This window comes from Peptoniphilus rachelemmaiella, assembly GCF_943169845.1.
Classification (GTDB): domain Bacteria; phylum Bacillota; class Clostridia; order Tissierellales; family Peptoniphilaceae; genus Aedoeadaptatus; species Aedoeadaptatus rachelemmaiella.
Map to the genome: position 1 here is coordinate 81,548 of NZ_CALPBW010000004.1, position 19,893 is coordinate 101,440.

Genomic DNA, 19,893 nt, shown 5'->3' on the forward strand with positions numbered 1-19,893 from the left:
TGACCCTGTTTTTTTATGGGAGTGATCATGGATAAGACAGTACACGTCAATGTTTTGTTAGACTTATACGATGAATTACTAAGCGACAGGCAAAGGCAAGTAATGGATCTCTATTACAAGGAAGATTATTCCTTAAACGAGATTTCCGATCTGTTAAGTATTTCGAAGCAGGCCATTTCCGAGCACATAAAGCGCGCGGAATCGGCGCTGAAAAATTACGAGTCGAACCTGAAACTCGCCGAAAAAACGAAGCGATGGAAAGAAGACGGCGAGGCGATTGTAGCCTCCTTGGAAGCCCTTAGGCCTTTCTCGACGGATACCCGTTTTCATGAAATCATCGATTCGATTGAAACTCGTATAGATAAGGAGGGATACTATGATATTTGAATCCCTGGCCGATAAATTGCAAGACACCATCGGCAAATTGCGCGGCAAAGGCAAAGTTACCGAGCAAGATGTCGATGAGGCGATGCGCGAAGTCAAATTGGCACTGCTGGAGGCCGATGTCAATTTTAAAGTCGTCAAATCCTTTGTAAAAAAAGTGAAGGAACGCTCCTTGGGCAGCGACGTCATGGAAAGTTTGACGCCGGGCCAACAGGTCATCAAAATCGTCATGGAAGAGCTGTCGGCTTTAATGGGCGACAGTGCTGAAAAAATCGATTTTTCTAAAAGTCCGACGGTGATCTTAATGACCGGTCTGCAAGGGGCCGGTAAGACCACCACCACGGCAAAGCTTGCGCGCTTGCTTAAGAAGCAAAACAAGCGGCCCCTGCTCGTGGCCTGCGACGTTTATCGGCCGGCTGCCATCAAGCAGTTGGAAGTATTGGCATCGCAAGTGCAGGTTCCTGTATTTGCTCAGGGAACCGATGAAGATCCTGTGGTCATCGCCAAACGGGGTGTGGAACACGCCAAGGCCAACGGCAACGACGTCGTCATCATCGATACGGCAGGCCGTCTTCACGTCGATGAAGCCCTCATGGACGAAATCAAAGGGATTAAAGAGGCCACGTCGCCGACGGAAATCCTATTGGTATTGGATGCAATGACCGGTCAAGATGCGGTAAAAGTAGCCCAAGCCTTCAACGACGCCCTGTCCATTACCGGCGTCGTACTCACGAAGCTGGACGGCGACGCCCGAGGCGGTGCGGCCCTTTCGATTCGCTCGGTGACCGAGGTGCCCATTAAATATATCGCCCTAGGCGAAAAATTGGACGCACTGGAAGTATTCCACCCGGATCGCATGGCGAAGCGTATTTTAGGCATGGGCGATGTGGTAGGCCTCATCGAAAAGGCGGAAGCCTTTGTGGACGAGAAAAAAGCCAAGGAATTGGAAGAAAAAATTCGTTCACAAACCTTCACCTTCGACGACTTTCTGGATCAAATGGAGCAAATGCGAAATCTCGGTCCCTTGGAAGATTTGCTGGGCATGCTTCCGGGCATGAACAACAAGGCCATGAAAAATTTAAAGATCGACGAGAAAGAGTTTGCTCGCGTGGAGGCGATTATCCGCTCCATGACGAAAAAAGAGCGCACCCATCCGGAGATCATCGACAGTTCGAGGAAAAAGCGCATTGCCCAAGGATCGGGTACCGATGTAAGACAGGTGAACGGGCTTTTAAAGCAATTTAAAGAATTGCGAAAAATGATGAAGAAGCTCGGCGCAATGAGTGGCGGAAAAGGTAAACGCAAAATGAAAATGCCTTTTCCATTTTAAATGAGAAATATGGGAGGAAATAATGGCAGTAAAAATTAGATTAAAGAGAATGGGTTCCAAGAAGAATCCTTTTTACAGAATTGTTGTAGCAGACTCCAGAAAACCGAGAGACGGTCGCTTCATTGAAGAAATCGGCTACTACAATCCCCTGACGGAACCGAAGATCCTGCGCGTCGATGCCGACAAGGCGAACACCTGGATCAAAAACGGTGCAAAACCCACGGACACGGTAGACCGCCTCTTTAAAGAAAATGCCGTTTACGACGCAACGGGCAGCTACGACAACTCCGACGTTCAAAAAGCTAAACGGGAAGAAAAAAAGGCCGCTGAACGCAAAGCCTTGGCTGAAAGAGAAGCCGAATTAGATCGCTTAGACGAAGAAGCAAAAGAACGCAAGGCAAAAGAAGCGGAAGAAGCAAAAGCAGCCGCAGCCAAAGCTGCTGAAGAAGCCGCCGCAGCTGAAGAAACTGAAGAAGCTGAAGGGGAAGAAGTAGCTGAAGAAGCCCCGGAAGCGGAAGAAGTAGCTGAAGAAGCATAAGTTTCAAACCAGGAGGTGAGACATGGAAGCGTTAATTCACTACATCGTCTCGAAGCTCGTTAAGGATCCCGAGTCCGTTGAAGTTATTAAAACCGTCGACGGCGACGAGGTCCACATCCAAGTGTATCTGAATCCCGACGATATGGGGCGCGTCATCGGACGTCAGGGAAAAATTGCCCGCTCCATTCGAAGCATCGCAAAAGCGGTGGGGACGAAGGAACAAGTGATGGTCTCGGTGGATTTCGATGCCAAAGAAGGATAAAGTACTCGTCGGAGAAATTACATCGGCCCACGGCATTCGCGGCATGATCAAGGTTTATCCCTACACGGATTCGCCGGAGCGATTCAAAACCATTCAGCGCGTCTTCATCGAAGGTGAAGATACCCTGCGCGAGATTGAATCGGCGTCGGTTCAAAAAAACATGGCGCTTATAAAAATTCAGGGCGTGGACACGCGAAATGCCTCGGAGGGAATCGTCAAGAAGAAACTGTATATTCCCTTCGAAGATCGCAAGCCCCTTGAAAAAGATCAGTACTTTATCGACGACCTGATCGGTCTTCGTGTATCTACTGTGGCAGGGGATGTGATCGGCGAGCTGACCGATGTTCTGACGCAGCACGGCAACGACATATTGGTCATATCCACGGAAACAGGCCAAGTGCTTATTCCGTTTGTAAAAGCCTTTGTTCGCTCCGTGGACGATGAAGGCATCGTCATCGAACCCATCGAGGGGATGCTTTCATGAGGTTTACCGTACTGACTTTATTTCCTGAATTTGTCGACTCGATGAAGAGCTATTCCGTCATCGGACGGGCCGTGGATAAAGGCATCATCCGATTAGACAGCGTCAACATTCGGGATTACACCACAGACAAACACAACAATGTAGACGACTACAGCTACGGCGGCGGTCCGGGCATGGTTTTGCAGGCACAGCCGGTTACCGATGCCATATTAAAAAATCGCGGATGGGACGGTTACGTCATTCATTTATCGCCGCGTGGCAAGGTATTAACCCAGTCGAAGTTGGAAGCATTGGCAAAGAAAGAACACATCGTCCTGGTCAACGGTCACTACGAAGGCATCGATCAGCGTGTGTTGGACCACTATATCGACGAAGAAATTTCAGTCGGTGATTACGTACTTTCCGGCGGGGAGCTGGGCTCTATGATCTTAATCGACGGCGTGAGTCGCTTGATTGACGGCGTCCTGAGCAACGAGGATTCGGCTGTGGAAGAATCCCATAGTCAAGGCCTTCTAGAGCATAGCCACTACACCAGGCCCTATAATTTCCGAGGCTATTGTGTACCCGATGTGCTGTTAAGCGGCAATCACCGAAAGATCGAAGAATATAGAAGAAGAGAAGCTCTGAAAGTAACCTACGAACGTAGGCCCGATCTCTTAGAGACAGCACCACTTTCGGAGTCGGATAAGAGTTATTTAAAGACTCTCAAAGAAAAACAAGAGGGGGAAAAGCATGGACATCATTAAATCCATTGAACAAGCGCAATTAAAAGACAATGTGCCTGAATTTAAAGTAGGCGACACCGTACAAGTAAACTACCGTATCATCGAAGGTTCCAGAGAAAGAATCCAAGCATTCGAAGGTACCGTCATCAAACGTCAAGGCGGCAGCATCAACGAAACCTTTACCGTCAGACGTCTTTCCTATGGTGTCGGCGTCGAAAGAACCTTCCCGGTTCACTCTCCGAGAATTGCTGAAATCAAGGTATTAAAGCGCGGTAAAGTTCGTCGTGCAAAACTTTACTACTTACGCGATCGTCAAGGTAAAGCGGCCAAAGTTAAAGAAAAGAAGTTTTAATTGTTTAGGCATTGCTTTTGCAGTGCCTATTCTTTTAAATTCCTTTTAAATCAAAGAAAGTAGCAGGTGCCATGAAAAAACTACTTATTTTGCTCTTGGTTCTCGCCGGCGTGTTATTTGGCGGTTACACCGTATTAAATAAAGTGGGCGGCAACAATCAATATTCCGAAGTTTATAAATCCTTTCACGTCATCTACGAAGACCAGCTCGTGCCGAAAAAATACGCCATGCGCGAAGACGGCCAGTACTTTATGTCCTTGGAAGGCGTGCAAAAATACATCGACAAAACGGCTCGCTTCGACGATTCGAAAGGTGCCGTCGTCTTTAACAATCGTTGCGGCGAAAAAGTGTTGCCCTTAGACAGCAATGAAGCCACGGTCAACGGCGGAAAGATCGGTTTAAGAGATCCCCTCGTTAAAAAAGGCGATCAAATCTTTATTCCGGTGGAAGCATTCATCCACGATTACCCCATTGCCATGAATTACGAAAAGGACAAAAATGTCCTGATTATGGATAATCGCATGAAGAAACACGCCGTCGGCACATTGGCCGGCGACGGCGTCAACTTACGCGAATCCGACACCACAGATTCACCCATTGTCGCCACCTTAAAAGCGGACACAAAGCTTTGGGTGTATGGCAAAAAAGGCAATTGGTATCACGTCAGGGAACAAAACGGCTTTCTGGGTTGGATTCGTGAGGACAATCTAAACGTCGAGACCTTGGAAGGTGGCGAGTATACGGCAGACAGCGGCCTTGTGCAGCAATCGGCCGTCAAGAAGCCTTTAAACATCACCTACGACTACACCTACGCGCAGGTCAAGGACGAAGTCATTGCCGGCATCAAGAAAATCGACGGTTTGGACGTGGTGATCCCCACGTGGTTTTCCATGGAAAATGCTCAAGGGGATATTCGCGACCGCGGCGACATTCGCTACGTCGAAAATTATGCCAAATTAGGCGTAGCTACATGGGCCTATTTGGACAACAGTTTCGATCCCGATTTAACCCATCAATTCCTGCAAAACGAAGAGGCACGCAAAAAAGCCGTGTCCACCTTTGTAAACTTTGCCAAAGCCTACGGCATGAAGGGCGTAAACATCGACTTTGAAAACATCAAAGTGGAAGATCGCGACGCCTTAACCGCCTTCGTAAGGGAAGTGGCAGAGGAGGCAAGAGCGGCGGATCTGTTGGTTTCTGTTTGCGTGACGCCGCAAATTTCCAAGAACGTGAAGAACGAACTTTACGACAGAAAGGCCTTGGCCGAGATCTGTGACTATGTGGTTTTAATGGCCTATGACCAACACTGGGGCAGCTCCGAAAAAGCAGGCTCCGTCGCCGAATACAAATGGGTGGAAGGCAATGTGAACGTCAGTCTCAAGGACATTCCGCCGGAAAAATTCATTCTTTCCGTGCCCTTCTATGCCCGCTTGTGGAAAGAAGGCGACAAGGGACTGACATCCAGTGCCGTGGGCATGAAGACCACAGCCGATTATGTGAAGGCTCGCGGATTAAATCCTGTCTGGGACGACGAGGCGAAACAGTATACCATTGAACAAAGCGTGAACGGAAAGAGCGAAAAGATCTGGATCGAAAACGCGGAGTCTGTGGCGTGGAAAGTTTCGCTGATGCGCAAATACAATTTGGCAGGCATTTCGTCCTGGCGACTGGGATTTGAGACGCCGGACGTATGGACGGCCATGGCGGATCAATTCAGCAAATACCGCTATCCCTACCAATAGAAATTGCATATTTCGGAAATTTTGATATAATGTCATAGGTAGACGGAACAAAGAAAAAGGAGCGTTCATGGTACCTGAAACACATCGTATAATCGCCGGTGAAGTGCGAAATCGCATCATAAAGGATTACGGCATTGTTTTAGACGAATCCAAAATGTTGCGTGGATCCATTGCGCCGGACGTCTATCCGAAGTATAAATTTATTCCCCATTACTATGACGAAAGCATCGATTATATCGTCGAGAAAATCGTCGCCTTGGTTCCCTATATGTCGGAGCTGGCCAACGATACGGCGTGGAAAGGTTTGTTAAATCTTCCCGTCAGCTATATGATCGGCGTCATCAGTCACTATTTATGCGACTACATGACCCATCCCCACGCTCGGCGCATTCGCTGCACGTCTATGAAAGACTTAAAATCCCATTTGCTTTACGAAAAGGATTTGAATCGCTTTGTTAAAAAACAAGGCGTCGATAAGGATTTTATTTCCAATATGGAAATGGGGAGCTTTCATGGCGAAAAAGAGGATCTGCGCGTCTATGTAAAAGAGCAAATCACGAATTTAATCGAGCTTTATAAAAAAGAACCCATCACATTCAGAAACGATGCGAATTTCGCATTTTTGATTAATGTGTTTATATCGAACGTTGTTTGTGAAGCGGCCTTCAGCTATCAAAAGGCCGGACAAGTTCAAATGGCATAACCTTTGAAGAGAAGGGAAGTAGGACAGCTTATATTTAGCGAGGCATGTCGGTGAAAGATGCTTATGGGCCCCTATGGAAAACATCTCGGAGGATCTGCTCTCAAAAGGGCAGACGGTTTTACCCGTTATTTTGTAATAGAGTATGAAGTACTCGAAAAGGTGGCATAGCGAATTTTTCGTCCGTTTGATGAAGAATTCGCTTTTTTAATGAAGGAGATAACATGAGAAACAATTCTGAAGCAACAAAATTTACAATTAAAGAAACGCAAATCGCCATTAAAAGTTTAAAGGATTACTTTGAAAGGGATTTGGCCAATACATTAAACTTAACCCGCGTCTCGGCGCCCTTATTCGTGCGTCCGGAGACGGGCTTAAACGACAATTTAAGCGGCGTGGAAAAAGCCGTGTCGTTTAAAATGCGTAAATACGATATCAATGTAGAAATCGTGCAATCTTTGGCGAAGTGGAAGCGTAACGCCTTAAAGGTCTACGGTTTTGATTATTACGAAGGTCTTTACACGGACATGAACGCCATTCGTCCCGACGAAGAATTAGACAGCATCCACTCCATTTACGTGGATCAGTGGGATTGGGAAAAAGTGATTCGAAAAGAAGACCGCACCGATGCCTACTTGCATTTTATTGTTTCGGAAATTTATTCGGTTTTCCTTCGCACGGAAACCTATATTAACAGCGTGTACCCCCATATTCTTTCGAGAAAATTGCCCTCCTCCATTTATTTTATGACCTCGCAGGAACTGGAGGATAAGTATCCGGACTTGAGCCCGAAAGACAGAGAGTACGCTATCTGCCGCGAGAAAAAAGCCGTATTTTTACAAGGCATCGGAAAAGAACTTGCAGGCGGCGCGCCTCACGACGGCCGAAGCCCTGACTATGACGATTGGGATTTAAACGGAGACATTCTCTTCTACAACCCGACTACGGATTCGGTGATCGAGCTTTCCTCCATGGGGATACGGGTGGATGAAGATAGCTTAATGCGTCAATTAGAAATAGCCGGTGCGACGGATCGCCTAGAGATGAAGTATCACAAGGATCTTTTAGAAGGCAATCTGCCCTACACCGTCGGCGGCGGCATCGGCCAATCCCGAATTTGCATGTTCTTTTTAGAAAAGAAATCCATTGCCGAGGTGCAAGCCTCCGTTTGGCCCGATGATTTTCTCTTGGAATCGAAACTTCGCGGGGAAGACGTGTTGTAAAAACCGTGAATTCTTTCGTGCTTTATGGTAAAATAAAGCACAATAAGGAGGAAAAGCATGTCCGTACAAAATGCGCAACTAAATGACAAGACGTTGAATTTCGTCGACATGAAAGCGAAACTGACGCAGAAGTTTTTGTATGGAGCGGATAGCTCGGCCATGCAACTCCTTTTAAATCTCTACGATCTGGAAGAGAAAATTCACAATATTTTCCCCTCCTACGTATCGATGAAAAATCTGAAGAAGGACATTCTGTCTTTTCTTCGGCGAAAAGATAATCGCGCCGTCTTTGCAAACAGCTTGACCGATGCCATTTATGACGACATCAATCGTTTTGAGCTGGTGATGTACTTGGCCGGCTATAAATGCGGTTACAGCGCGGCATCGGAAGCCAACGATCTGGAGATCATCGCCCTGCGCCACATCGATCTGTGTCATCTTTTCGAACGCAAGGTGCTGTTTCACTACGATGCGGAATACGACGATGTGCGGCGTTTTCGTAAAGAAGCCTTGGAGCGGCACATTCGCGCAATCGGCGGCGGAGAAGCCATTGGCGAAGAGGCACGTCGTTTTTCAAAATCGGTGTTGAAGCGCAAAGTATTAACCTTAAATCATTATGTGGACCGGCAATTGCAAGTCGATTTTCAAAGCCCGAAAAAGTTATATCGCGAGTCGGACTATGTTCTGACGCGGGAAGAGCTGGTCGGTTTAAATCGTAAATTAAAGAATTTTCTATATAGAGACGGATTACGAATCTATTTGTCTGCCTATTGGTGCGGCATCAACGATTCGGTCTTAAAAAGATACCGTCCGTAACCGAAGGGCTCGAAGGAGCCCTTTTTTTAAGGAGTTTTATGAGAGTTTTGGGAATCGACCCGGGCCTTGCCATTATGGGCTATGGGATTATCGACGTGGAGGGCAATCGCCTGCGACCCGTGGAATACGGCGTCATCGAAACGACAAGTAAGACGGATTATCCGAAACGCTTGTTTCAACTTCATGTGGAGCTGAAAAAAATTATCGAATCCTCAAAGCCCGACGAGGTGGCCATGGAAGAGCTGTTTTTCAACAAAAACATTACCACGGCCATATCCGTGGCCCAAGCCCGCGGCGTGGAGATCTTGACCTGCATGGAAATGGGCCTGCCCATTTATGAATACACGCCCCTTCAGATCAAACAGGCCGTGGTGGGTTATGGCCGGGCGGAGAAGCATCAGGTACAGGAAATGGTGAAGATGTTTTTGCATTTAAAGGAGATTCCCAAACCAGACGATGCCGCCGACGGGTTGGCCATCGCCATAACCCATATCCATTCGGCGAAAAGCAAAGCACATTTTGAATTGAAGTAGGTGAACTATGATTGATCGCTTGCGCGGCACAGTTTTAGAAAAAAAATTAGACGGCGTCGTCGTGGAGACCGGCGGTTTCGGGCTTATGGTCTATCTTCCCGGATCCAATCTTGGCGGAATCGAAGAAGGGGACCTTACGACCATTTACACTTATTTACAGGTAAAGGACGACGGTTTTTCTCTCTTCGGCTTTTTAGACGAGAAGGATCGGGAATTATTTCTCCTGCTAATTGGCGTTACCGGCGTAGGCCCGAAAGTGGCCATGGGCATTTTCGGTCGATTTGCTGCCGACGATGTGATTTATTTTATTCAAAACGGTGATTCGAAATCCTTGACGGAAGCGCCGGGCATCGGAAAAAAGACCGCCGAGCGGTTGATTCTGGAATTAAAAGATAAAGTGAAGGGGCTGGGCGTGACGTCGCCTCAGGGAGCGGCCCTTTCGCCTGCACCTCAGGGACCGAAGCAAGAAGCCGTCGATGCCCTGGAAGGGCTGGGCTACGGCACCAACGAGGCGAAGGCGGCGGTAAAAGGAATCGACAGCGACGATGTGGAAGTTATTTTAAAGGCGGCGCTGAAGCGTCTCGCCATGAAAGGGTAAGGAGGGCCTATGGAAGATCAACGACTGGTATCGAAAACCGTGCTGCCTCAGGAAGAGCGCATGGAATTGGCCCTTCGCCCGAAGTTTTTGTCGGAATACATCGGCCAGGACAAGGCGAAAGAAAAGCTGGAAATTTTCATCGAAGCAGCCAGACGACGCGACGAATCTTTGGATCACGCCTTACTTAGCGGCCCGCCGGGCTTGGGAAAAACCACCCTCGCCAATATTATCGCCAACGAAATGCACGTGAATATGCGGGTCACCTCAGGGCCTGCCATCGAGCGCCCCGGAGATCTGGCCAGCATTTTGACCAATTTAGATGAAAACGACGTGCTCTTCATCGACGAGATCCACCGGATTCCCCGCACGGTGGAAGAAATTCTTTACCCGGCCATGGAAGATTTTGCGTTGGATATTATCGTGGGCAAAGGCCCGTCGGCAAGGTCTCTTCGTTTGGACCTAAACCACTTCACCTTAATCGGCGCCACCACCCGCTCCGGTCAATTGGCATCGCCTCTTAGGGATCGCTTCGGCGTGCTTTTAAATCTGGAGCTCTACGATGCGGAAAGTTTAAAGACCATTTTGCTTCGGTCTTCAGAAATTTTAAACATTCCCCTAAGCACCTCCGGCGCCTTGGAAATCGCAAAGAGGAGCCGGGGTACGCCGCGTATCGCCAATCGCCTTTTAAAACGGATTCGCGACTTTGCCGAAGTGAAGCGAAACGGATTGATTGACGAAGAGGTAGCCAAAGAAGGCTTGCGCCTTTTAGATGTAGACGATTATGGCCTCGATGATTTGGACCGTAGAATACTCAGGACCATGATTTTAGACTACGAGGGTCGGCCCGTGGGAATCGACACCATCGCCGCCACCATCGGCGAGGAGCGCATTACCATCGAAGACGTCTACGAGCCTTATTTGCTGCAGATTAATTTTATTCAACGAACGCCTCGGGGCCGCGTAGCCACGAAACGGGCGTACGATCACTTAGGCATTCCCTACAGAAAGGACGAGTCATGAAAAAAATAGTAAGTTTGCTGGCTTTTGTCGCCATACTCGTATTGGGTGCACCGGTATTTGCGCAGTCGGAGCCGATTCACGTTAAAGTCGGCCCCACTTCCTCCTCGATTACCTTGTCGACAGAGGGCAGTTTGATGAAAAACGGCAGCCCCGTCGGAAGCAGCTTTAATGCCACAGCGTCCAATGTATCGGAATCGGATGTATTTTCTTCCTCCGCCGGCTACATTGCTATCGGCGGGAAGCCATACAGGGGAAGTGTGCGCTTTATTATTTCCGGCAATCAACTGAAATCGGTTAATATTGTGGATGTGGACGATTACATTCGCGGCGTACTCCCGAAGGAAATCGGCACGACCACGCCCATGGAAGCGCTGAAGGTGCAAGCCGTGGTCTCCAGAAGCTTCGCCTATGCCAATTGGAACAAATTTGCGAAGTACGGCTATAATTTAGACGACTCCAGCGCCTCGCAAGCCTACGCCGGCATGAGCGTCGAGTCACCGATGACCGACCGGGCCGTAGCGGAGACGAGAGGCCAAATTCTTTACTACAAGGGCGAAGTGGCCAATACGATTTTTAACGCCACCAGCGGCGGCGAAACGGAAGCCATCGAAGAGGTATGGGGCGGCAACCCCTCACCTTACTTAATCGCTTTAAAAGACCCCTATTCATTGAATACCCGTCACGCCACCTGGCAAGCCACACTCGCCTCCGCCGACATTCGCAAGGCCTTCCCCTCCGTAGGACAACCCACGGCCTTGGAAGTGCTCGAGCGCTCTTCCACGGGGCGGATTAAATCCATGGCCGTTGTAGGCACGTCGGGAAGAGAAGTGATGACGGGCAATCAATTCCGAATGAAAATGGGCTCCATTAAGGTAAAGAGCACAAACTTCGGCACCGAAGCAGGCGTCCGCCCGGTTCAAGCAACTATGGCGGTCATGACTGCCACGTGCATACGGCCCTATGTCAATGACCGAATTATTTCCGCAGGTGGCATCCGCACGGGAAGCGTCGATGCGGTGATTCGGGCGCAGGGTATTGAAAAGGCAAATGCTCAAAAGGCGACGTACAACGACACCATGCCCATCGGAGAAGCCATTACCTTAAAGGGCACGGGCTATGGCCACGGCGTGGGCCTGAGCCAATACGGCGCCATTGAAATGGCCAAGGCAGGCAAGGATTACAAAGCAATTCTGAGCTTCTACTATCCAGGCACGGAATTGCGCTAGAAAGGACAGCATGAAAACAAGCGAGTTTTACTACGATCTTCCTGAGGAATTAATCGCACAACATCCGGCGGACAAGCGGGATGAATCCAGGCTTTTACACGCCATGGCAAATGGCGAGGTGGAGGATTTAACCTTTAAAGACATTATTCGATTTATTCGTCCCGAAGATGTATTGGTCATTAACAATACGAAAGTTCTGCCGGCGCGAATCTACGGCCATCGTCCGGAAAAAGAGGAGCACATCGAAGTGCTTCTCGTCAAAGAAATCGAAAAGAACCTTTGGCAGTGCATGGTTCGTCCGGGAAAAAAGATGAAAGTCGGCGGCACCATTGAATTCGGCGAGGGCCTCACGGGAAAAGTGGAAGCGGTCACCGAAGACGGCCTGCGGCACATTCGATTCGCCTATGAAGGCGTGTTTATCGAAATTTTAGAGCGCCTCGGTGAGATGCCCCTGCCGCCCTACATTCACGAAAAACTAAAGGACAAGGACCGCTACCAAACGGTCTACGCCAAGTACGAAGGCTCCGCTGCGGCGCCGACGGCAGGTCTGCATTTTACAGAGGAGCTTTTAGACGCCATTCGCGCACAGGGCACGGAAATTGCAGAAATCACCCTTCACGTTGGCCTCGGAACCTTTCGTCCCGTAAAGACCGACGAGGTGGAAGCCCACGAAATGCACAGCGAGTATTATAAAATCGACGAGAAGGCGGCGGAGGCCATCAATCGCGCCAAGAAAAACGGCGGCAGGGTCATCGCCGTAGGCACCACCTCCATCCGCACCTTGGAAAGTTGCATGGTAAAAAACGGCAAAATCTGTGCCGATTCCGACAACACGTCGATTTTCATTTATCCGGGCTACGAATTTAAAATCGTGGATGCCATCGTGACGAATTTCCATTTGCCGGAATCCACCTTGATTATGTTGGTCTCTGCTTTTTACGGAAAAGACGCCATACTGAAAGCCTATCGCCATGCCGTGAAGGAACGCTATCGGTTTTTCAGCTTCGGCGATGCCATGTTTATAGAAAAGAGGGAATCGTGAAATTTACACTAACCCATGAATCTTCGAACACGAAAGCGCGGCGGGGCGTCATCGAAACGGATCACGGCACCATCCAAACGCCGATTTTCATGCCCGTCGGCACCCAGGCCACGGTAAAGACCATGACGCCGGAGGATTTGCGGGCCATTCAGGCGCAAATCATTTTGTCGAACACCTACCACTTATTCCTACGTCCGGGCACGGAAATCATCGAAGCGGCAGGGGGCTTACACCGATTTATGCATTGGGACGGGCCGATTTTAACGGATAGCGGCGGCTTTCAGGTATTTAGTTTGTCTCACCGAAGAAAAATCACCGAAGAGGGCGTCACTTTCCGTAGCCATATCGACGGCTCGAAACAGTTTCTTTCGCCGGAAAAATCCATCGAAATCCAGCATATCCTTGGCTCAGACATTATCATGGCCTTTGACGAGTGCGCGCCCTATCCCGCTTCGAGAGAATACATCATGCACTCCGCCGAGCGAACCAGTCGCTGGGCTGAACGCTGTAAGATTTATCACAACGACAAGCCGGGGCAAAACCTCTTCGGCATCATTCAAGGCGGTATGTATAAGGACCTTCGCAGAAGAAGCGCCGAGCAACTGGTGGCCATGGACTTTCCCGGCTATGCCGTAGGCGGCTTATCCGTCGGCGAGCCCATCGAGGTTATGTGCGACGTCCTGGACCATACAACGGACTTTATGCCGAAAGAACAGCCCCGCTACCTAATGGGCGTCGGAACGCCGGATTTCCTCTTTGAGGCCGTTGAAAGAGGCATCGACATGGCAGACTGTGTCCTTCCGACGAGAAACGCGCGAAAAGGCAGCTGCTTGACAAGTCACGGCAAGCTCGTCATCAAAAACGCCCAATACGCCCGCGATTTCAGACCCTTGGACGAGGAATGCGACTGCTACGTGTGCCGAAACTACTCCAGAGCCTACATTCGCCATTTGTTTAAAGCCAATGAAATCCTGGGGATGCACCTGGCCAGTTACCACAATTTATATTTTCTGTTAAATCTCATGGACAACATAAGAAAGTCCATAGAAGAGGACAACTTCCTTCAATATAAAGATGACTTTTACGGGAAATATGGTTATAATAATAAGAAATAGTTAGGAGGTTTGCATGGAATTTGGAGATGGTCTTTTCCCGCTGGGAGCGCTCGGTGGAGAGAACTCAATGATCCCTACCATCATCTCTGTCGTTTTAATGATCGCCATCTTTTACTTCGGCATTATGCGTCCGAATAAAAAGAAGGAAAGAGAAGCGGCGGAAATGATGAAAAACCTGACCGTCGGTGATGTCATCAATACCTATGGCGGCATCGTCGGAAAAATCGTTCAGGTCAAAGCCGACGTCATCATCATCGAATCTTCGGGAATGAAGACGCGTTTGGAAATCATGAAGTGGGCGGTAAAGAGTGTAATGAAGCCGTCCGGACGTAAAGCTGAAAAAGAAGATAAAGCTGAGGATGAAGAATAGGAGTATTTTATGAAATACATAAAAACATTGACGAAACGTTCACTGCGTAAAGGTTTAGAAAAAGCCGGTTGCGGCGAATGCCAAACCTCTTGCCAATCGGCCTGCAAGACTTCTTGCACCGTCGGCAATCAAAAGTGCGAAAATAAGGATAGATAAGGTTGTGGGCTTCCCACACCTTTTTCTTTTAGAAGGGGAAATTTGTGCGTAAAATTCATCGTTTTCAAGGAAATGGCAAGCATATTTTACTGGATGTGGCCTCCGGCTCGGTGCACGTCGTAGATCCTATGATTTTCGATATGGCAGGGGATATGTTGGATCTGTCGAAGGAAGCCATGGTAGAAAAATACACAGGTCGCTACGATCCCGACGACGTGGCACAGGGCTACGACGAGCTGGATTATCTCATGGAGGAAGGTCTTCTCTATTCCGAGGACACACCTGTGGATTTAAGCGGTTTTAATCCCCATTGCCATATTAAAGCCATGTGTCTGCACGTCTCCCACGACTGCAATCTTCGCTGCGCCTATTGCTTCGCTTCGCAAGGGGATTTTCACGGCGAGCGCATGGTCATGGATCTCGAAACCGGTAAAAAGGCACTGGATTTTCTTTTAGAAAACAGCGGAAACCGCCGCAATTTAGAAGTAGACTTTTTCGGCGGCGAGCCCATGATGAATTTTGAGGTGGTAAAAGAGCTGGTCAGCTACGGCAGAGAGAGGGAGAAGGCCTACGGGAAACACTTCCGCTTTACCATGACTACCAACGGCCTCTTGTTAAATGATGAAAACATCGCCTATTTGAACCGGGAAATGGCCAATGTGGTTCTGTCTATTGACGGCCGCAAAGAAATCAACGACACCATGCGCCCCACGGTCAATAAAAAAGGCAGCTTTGATACCATCGTGCCGAAGTTTCAGAAACTCATCGCTTCTCGAGGGGACAAGGACTATTACATTCGCGGCACCTTTACCAATCACAATTTAGATTTTTCAAAAGACGTCATGTTGTTCCATGAGCTGGGCTTTGAAAAGACCTCCATGGAACCGGTGGTCACCGATCCCAATGAGGAATACGCCATTCGTGAAGAGCATTTGGATCAAATTTTAAACGAATACGAAAAACTCAGTGAGGACTATTTGAAGATTCGCAAAGAGGACCCCGACTTTCTCTTTTTCCACTACATGATCGATCTCTCCGGCGGCCCCTGCGCCTATAAAAAAAGCATCGGTTGCGGCGCCGGCAGCGAATACGTGGCTGTGACGCCGACGGGGGACATTTATCCCTGCCATCAATTTGTCGGCGAAGAAGATTTCCTTCTGGGCAATGTGGATGAAGGCGTTGTGAACAAAGATCTGCAGGATCATTTCCAAATGGCCGACGTCTTCCACAAGGATGCCTGCACCGAGTGTTGGGCCAAGTATTTTTGCAGCGGCGGTTGCCACGCCAATGCCTACCACAACAACGGCGATATTTACGAGCCCTTCGACATCGGCTGTGAAATGGAGAAAAAGCGCTTGGAATGCGCATTGAGTGTCTACGCCAACGAGCAGAGTGAAGAATGAAATATTGGTCTATTAAAAACGAACAACCGAAGGAATCCATCGATTTCCGCGCCTTCGGACTGCAGGAATGGGAGTATCGCATTCTTCTAAATCGGGGCTTGGACACGAAGGAGAAAATACAGCGCTACCTCCATCCTTCCATGGAACACATTCATTCGCCAATTGCGATGAAGGACATGGTCAAAGCGGGCAATCTCATTCAAAACGTCAAGGGGAAAGTCCGCATTATCGGCGATTACGACTGTGACGGCGTCATGAGTACGACCATTCTTATAAAAGGGCTGCGTGGCCTCGGCTACGATGTAGATTACCGCCTGCCCCATCGCCGGGAAGACGGCTACGGCATGAAGCCCTATATGGCCGATGAAGCCGCCCATGACGGCGTAGAGGCGATCATCACCTGCGACAACGGCATCGCCCAATTCGACGCCATTAAACAAGCAAAAGCCCTGGGATTAAAGGTCATCGTCATCGACCATCACCAAGTGGTGCGTCGGGAAGGCGAGGAAGTACTGCCCGAAGCGGACGCCATTATTAACCCCCATCAAGAGGCTTGCAATTATCCCTTTAAAGGCTTGTGCGGCGGCGCCTTGTCTTTTTATTTCATCAATTATCTTTACACCATTGCAGGGAAAATCGAGACCATGGACGAGGATTTAATCGGTTTTGCGGCCTTGGCCACGGTTTGCGATGTCATGGAGCTTATGGGCGAAAACAGAGATCTCGTAACCTCCGGCCTGGAGCAATTGAACCGCACCCAAAACATCGGCTTAAACGCCCTGAGAGACGCAGCCGGGATAAAAGGCGACATCGACGCCTACCACTTAGGCTTTATCTTAGGTCCTACCATTAATGCGGCGGGGCGATTGGATACAGCATCAGGCGGGGTGGAGTTGTTTTTAACGGAAGACGAAGATGCGGCCAAAAAGACTGCCGCTTACTTGCGGGAATTAAACAAAAAGCGTCAAGACTTAACCACCGAAGGGCTCGCCCGTTTGGAAAAACAACTGGCCAGCCCAAAAGAAAATGTGCAGCCCATTTACATCTTAAAAGATGAAACCATTGACGAGTCCATCGCCGGCATTATCGCAGGGCGCATTAAGGGCAAGTACAATCGCCCCTGTATTGTGCTCACCTCGGGCAAAGACGGGCTAAAGGGATCGGGCAGAAGCATCGAAGCCTATAATATGGTGGAGCAAATTCGAAAAAGCGAAAAATACCTCTCATCTTTCGGCGGCCATGCCATGGCCTGCGGTTTAAGTTTGAGAAAAGATCAATTTATCGCCTTTAAGCTGGATGCCATTGAAAAAAGCGAGTTGGATCCCCGCGATCTGATTCCTCGCGTGCGACTCGACGTGATTATGCAGCCGGACAAGGTAAGCTTTGAGACAGTGGAGCGCATCAATCGCCTGAAACCTTTCGGAAACGGAAATCCCAAACCCCTTTTCGGCGCCACGGGCATCTATGTTTCACAGTACCGAATTTTAGGTAAGAATAGAAATGTAATTAAACTGGAGCTATTCTACAATCAGATGCGCTACGACGGCATTCTTTTCATGCCGGCAGACGAGTTTCTGGCCTTTGCCAACGAGGCAAAGGGCCCGGGCGGCAGTTTGTGCGTCGATATGGCCTATATGCCCGCCATCGATACCTTTAACAATAGAAATACGCTTCAATTTCGAATCGAAGACTTAAGACGATCAAAACGGTGATTATATGATTGAACAATTGATTGAAAAAATCTTGTCCTACAACCCGGACGCAGATGTGGAAAAGGTCCGCGAAGCCTACGACTATGCCGAAGCCCATCACGAAGGCCAAAAGCGCAATTCAGGGGAGGATTATATTGTCCATCCCTTCAATGTTGCGCTTATTTTGGCTGAAATGAATATGGATGTATCGACAATTATCGCCGGTCTTTTACACGACACCATTGAAGATACGGACGTTACCTACGATGATGTGAAAGAGCGTTTCGGAGAAGAAGCCGCCATTTTGGTCGAAGGCGTCACGAAGTTAAAAATGCTTACCTACCAGACCAAACAAGAGAAACAGGCGGAAAATATTCGCAAAATGGTTCTGGCCATGGCAAAAGACATTCGCGTAGTCATCGTAAAATTTGCCGACCGCCTGCACAACATGCGTACTCTGGAGTATATGACCCCGGAAAAGAAGCACGACAAGGCCCTTGAAACCATCGAAATCTATGCGCCCCTCGCCGATCGCCTGGGGATGAGTCGAGTGAAAAGCGAATTGGAAGATTTGTCTCTTCGCTACTTGGATCCGGAAAACTACTACAATTTAGTGGACATGGTAAGCCGCCGCAGGAGCGAGCGAGAAGCTTTGATTCAATCCTTAATCGACGATATTTCCAAGCAGTTGAAGCGCATGGGCATCGCCGCGGATATTAACGGGCGACCGAAAAACTTTTACAGCATCTACAAAAAGATGATGAAAAAAGGCAAAACCTTCGAAGAAATCTACGACCTGCAGGCGATTCGTATTCTCGTCGACGATGTCAAGGATTGCTACGGGGCCCTAGGTGTAGTTCACACCATGTACAAGCCCATTCCCGGTCGCTTCAAAGACTATATCTCCATGCCGAAGCAGAACAAGTATCAATCCCTGCACACGACGGTTATCGACGACAACGGCGAAACCTTCGAGGTGCAAATTCGTACCTGGGAAATGCACAAGACGGCGGAATACGGGATCGCCGCCCACTGGAAGTATAAAGAAGGGGCGAAGAAATCTACCTCCTTCGACGAAAATTTAACCTGGCTGAGACAGCTTCTGGAATGGCAAAAGGATTTAAAAGATCCGAACGAGTTTATGGAAACGCTGAAGGTCGACTTTTTTGCCGACGAAGTCTTCGTCTTTACGCCTAATGGCGACGTCATTAACCTGCCCGACAACTCCACGCCCATCGACTTTGCTTATCGGGTGCACACGGCAGTGGGAAACACCTGTGTCGGCGCGAAAATCAACGGTCGCATCGTTTCCTTAAGTCACAAATTGAAAAACGGCGAAATCGTCGAGGTCATTACCAATAAAAACTCCGAGCCTTCCTTGGATTGGCTTTCTATCGTCGCCAGTCCCCAGGCTCGAACAAAAATAAAGCAGTACTTTAAAGTCAAAGACCGGGATAAAAACATCGAAAAAGGTCAGACCATGATCGAACAAGAGGCGAAGCGCCTTGGTTACAGGCCCTCGGAATTCATTCGCGACGAATGGATGGAAGAGGTGCGCCAACGGTTGAAGTTTGACAATTTAAACGACCTGTATTCCCAAGTCGGCTACGGAAGCATGAGCGTTCGCCAAGTAACGGCGAAGCTTGAAGAATACGTTAAGGAAGAAAAGCGCAAGACCACGGCGGAAAATATGACCGTGGAAGACATTGAACTGGATGGGTCGAAGAGCCATCGAAATGCCGGCGGCATCGTGGTCAAAGGCATCGACAATGTGAAGGTGCGCATCGCCAAGTGCTGTACGCCGGTCCCCGGCGATGAAATCGTGGGATTCATTACCATGGGCCGTGGTGTGAGCATTCACCGATCGGATTGCATTAATTTAAAAAATAATATGAACGAGGATCGGCTCATTCCCGTGCGTTGGGAAATCGACGAAAAGGAAATGTACAGCGCGGAAATCGAAGTGCGCGCCTCAAACAAGAACAATGTCTTGGCCGACATTGCCAATCGAATCCACGACGCCCGATTGGATATTCAAAATCTCTCTGCCAGAGAGGACAAGGATCACAATTTGATTATCCGTACCGTGGTGCGGATTCACCACATCGACGAATTGGCGCGATTGTTGAAGAAATTGGAACGCGTAGAAAATGTTTATGAAGCCTATCGAGTCAGCGGTTAAG

Annotated in this window: 21 protein-coding genes and 1 pseudogene; all 22 read left to right on the plus strand. The window is 48.8% G+C overall.

What is annotated here, in order from left to right; translation table 11 throughout:
- The first annotated feature begins 27 nt into the window (after window positions 1-27).
- The 22 genes and pseudogenes from ylxM to KO087_RS02735 all read left to right on the plus strand — a co-directional run bounded on the left by ylxM (window position 28) and on the right by KO087_RS02735 (window position 19,892).
- Window positions 28-387, plus strand: a complete 360-nt coding sequence (gene ylxM, locus KO087_RS02630) for a YlxM family DNA-binding protein (protein ID WP_215507443.1) — start codon at window positions 28-30, stop codon at window positions 385-387.
- Window positions 377-1,714 carry a signal recognition particle protein gene (ffh, locus tag KO087_RS02635; protein ID WP_215507445.1) on the plus strand — a complete coding sequence of 446 codons (1,338 nt, stop codon included), beginning with the start codon at window positions 377-379 and terminating at the stop codon, window positions 1,712-1,714. The genes ylxM and ffh overlap by 11 nt, the downstream gene beginning before the upstream one ends.
- 22 nt (window positions 1,715-1,736) lie before the next feature.
- Window positions 1,737-1,982: pseudogene (gene rpsP / locus KO087_RS02640) on the plus strand (30S ribosomal protein S16); the annotation flags it as partial.
- Window positions 1,983-2,274: 292 nt separating this feature from the next.
- Complete coding sequence (locus tag KO087_RS02645; RefSeq protein ID WP_215507447.1) at window positions 2,275-2,514, plus strand: KH domain-containing protein; 240 nt, start codon at window positions 2,275-2,277, stop codon at window positions 2,512-2,514.
- Window positions 2,498-2,998 (plus strand): ribosome maturation factor RimM, encoded by a 501-nt coding sequence (rimM, locus tag KO087_RS02650; protein ID WP_215507449.1) that lies wholly within the window; start codon window positions 2,498-2,500, stop codon window positions 2,996-2,998. Before KO087_RS02645 ends, rimM begins: the two co-directional genes overlap by 17 nt.
- Window positions 2,995-3,744, plus strand: a complete 750-nt coding sequence (gene trmD / locus KO087_RS02655; RefSeq protein ID WP_215507451.1) for a tRNA (guanosine(37)-N1)-methyltransferase TrmD — start codon at window positions 2,995-2,997, stop codon at window positions 3,742-3,744. Before rimM ends, trmD begins: the two co-directional genes overlap by 4 nt.
- The gene (gene rplS / locus KO087_RS02660) at window positions 3,731-4,075 is read left to right on the plus strand and encodes a 50S ribosomal protein L19 (protein WP_215507453.1); all 345 of its coding nucleotides are present in this window, start codon (window positions 3,731-3,733) and stop codon (window positions 4,073-4,075) included. Before trmD ends, rplS begins: the two co-directional genes overlap by 14 nt.
- A gap of 71 nt (window positions 4,076-4,146) precedes the next feature.
- Window positions 4,147-5,817, plus strand: coding sequence for a glycosyl hydrolase family 18 protein (locus tag KO087_RS02665; protein WP_215507459.1), 1,671 nt, complete (start codon window positions 4,147-4,149; stop codon window positions 5,815-5,817).
- A gap of 67 nt (window positions 5,818-5,884) precedes the next feature.
- Complete coding sequence (locus KO087_RS02670; protein ID WP_215507461.1) at window positions 5,885-6,520, plus strand: zinc dependent phospholipase C family protein; 636 nt, start codon at window positions 5,885-5,887, stop codon at window positions 6,518-6,520.
- 221 nt (window positions 6,521-6,741) lie between these two features.
- Window positions 6,742-7,740 carry an aspartate--ammonia ligase gene (gene asnA, locus KO087_RS02675; protein ID WP_215507463.1) on the plus strand — a complete coding sequence of 333 codons (999 nt, stop codon included), beginning with the start codon at window positions 6,742-6,744 and terminating at the stop codon, window positions 7,738-7,740.
- Window positions 7,741-7,797: 57 nt separating this feature from the next.
- Window positions 7,798-8,556 carry a hypothetical protein gene (locus KO087_RS02680; RefSeq protein ID WP_215507465.1) on the plus strand — a complete coding sequence of 253 codons (759 nt, stop codon included), beginning with the start codon at window positions 7,798-7,800 and terminating at the stop codon, window positions 8,554-8,556.
- Window positions 8,557-8,594: 38 nt separating this feature from the next.
- Window positions 8,595-9,089, plus strand: coding sequence for a crossover junction endodeoxyribonuclease RuvC (gene ruvC, locus KO087_RS02685; protein WP_215507467.1), 495 nt, complete (start codon window positions 8,595-8,597; stop codon window positions 9,087-9,089).
- A 7-nt stretch (window positions 9,090-9,096) separates the two neighbouring features.
- Window positions 9,097-9,687 carry a Holliday junction branch migration protein RuvA gene (gene ruvA, locus KO087_RS02690; RefSeq protein WP_215507469.1) on the plus strand — a complete coding sequence of 197 codons (591 nt, stop codon included), beginning with the start codon at window positions 9,097-9,099 and terminating at the stop codon, window positions 9,685-9,687.
- A 9-nt stretch (window positions 9,688-9,696) separates the two neighbouring features.
- Entirely contained in the window at window positions 9,697-10,707 is a 1,011-nt protein-coding gene (gene ruvB / locus KO087_RS02695) for a Holliday junction branch migration DNA helicase RuvB (RefSeq protein WP_215507471.1), read from the plus strand.
- Window positions 10,704-11,933, plus strand: coding sequence for a SpoIID/LytB domain-containing protein (locus KO087_RS02700; protein WP_251374900.1), 1,230 nt, complete (start codon window positions 10,704-10,706; stop codon window positions 11,931-11,933). Before ruvB ends, KO087_RS02700 begins: the two co-directional genes overlap by 4 nt.
- Window positions 11,934-11,943: 10 nt before the next feature.
- Window positions 11,944-12,975 carry a tRNA preQ1(34) S-adenosylmethionine ribosyltransferase-isomerase QueA gene (queA, locus tag KO087_RS02705; RefSeq protein WP_215507473.1) on the plus strand — a complete coding sequence of 344 codons (1,032 nt, stop codon included), beginning with the start codon at window positions 11,944-11,946 and terminating at the stop codon, window positions 12,973-12,975.
- Complete coding sequence (tgt, locus tag KO087_RS02710; protein WP_215507515.1) at window positions 12,969-14,090, plus strand: tRNA guanosine(34) transglycosylase Tgt; 1,122 nt, start codon at window positions 12,969-12,971, stop codon at window positions 14,088-14,090. Before queA ends, tgt begins: the two co-directional genes overlap by 7 nt.
- Before the next feature lie 13 nt (window positions 14,091-14,103).
- Entirely contained in the window at window positions 14,104-14,460 is a 357-nt protein-coding gene (gene yajC, locus KO087_RS02715; protein WP_215507475.1) for a preprotein translocase subunit YajC, read from the plus strand.
- A gap of 9 nt (window positions 14,461-14,469) precedes the next feature.
- Window positions 14,470-14,616 carry a six-cysteine ranthipeptide SCIFF gene (gene scfA, locus KO087_RS02720; protein ID WP_077075141.1) on the plus strand — a complete coding sequence of 49 codons (147 nt, stop codon included), beginning with the start codon at window positions 14,470-14,472 and terminating at the stop codon, window positions 14,614-14,616.
- A 44-nt stretch (window positions 14,617-14,660) separates the two neighbouring features.
- Window positions 14,661-16,019, plus strand: coding sequence for a thioether cross-link-forming SCIFF peptide maturase (gene scfB, locus KO087_RS02725; protein WP_215507477.1), 1,359 nt, complete (start codon window positions 14,661-14,663; stop codon window positions 16,017-16,019).
- The gene (gene recJ / locus KO087_RS02730; protein ID WP_215507478.1) at window positions 16,016-17,731 is read left to right on the plus strand and encodes a single-stranded-DNA-specific exonuclease RecJ; all 1,716 of its coding nucleotides are present in this window, start codon (window positions 16,016-16,018) and stop codon (window positions 17,729-17,731) included. The genes scfB and recJ overlap by 4 nt, the downstream gene beginning before the upstream one ends.
- A gap of 4 nt (window positions 17,732-17,735) precedes the next feature.
- Window positions 17,736-19,892: a RelA/SpoT family protein gene (locus tag KO087_RS02735; protein ID WP_215507480.1), complete on the plus strand. Its 2,157-nt coding sequence runs from the start codon at window positions 17,736-17,738 to the stop codon at window positions 19,890-19,892.
- The last annotated feature ends 1 nt before the right edge of the window (window position 19,893 follow it).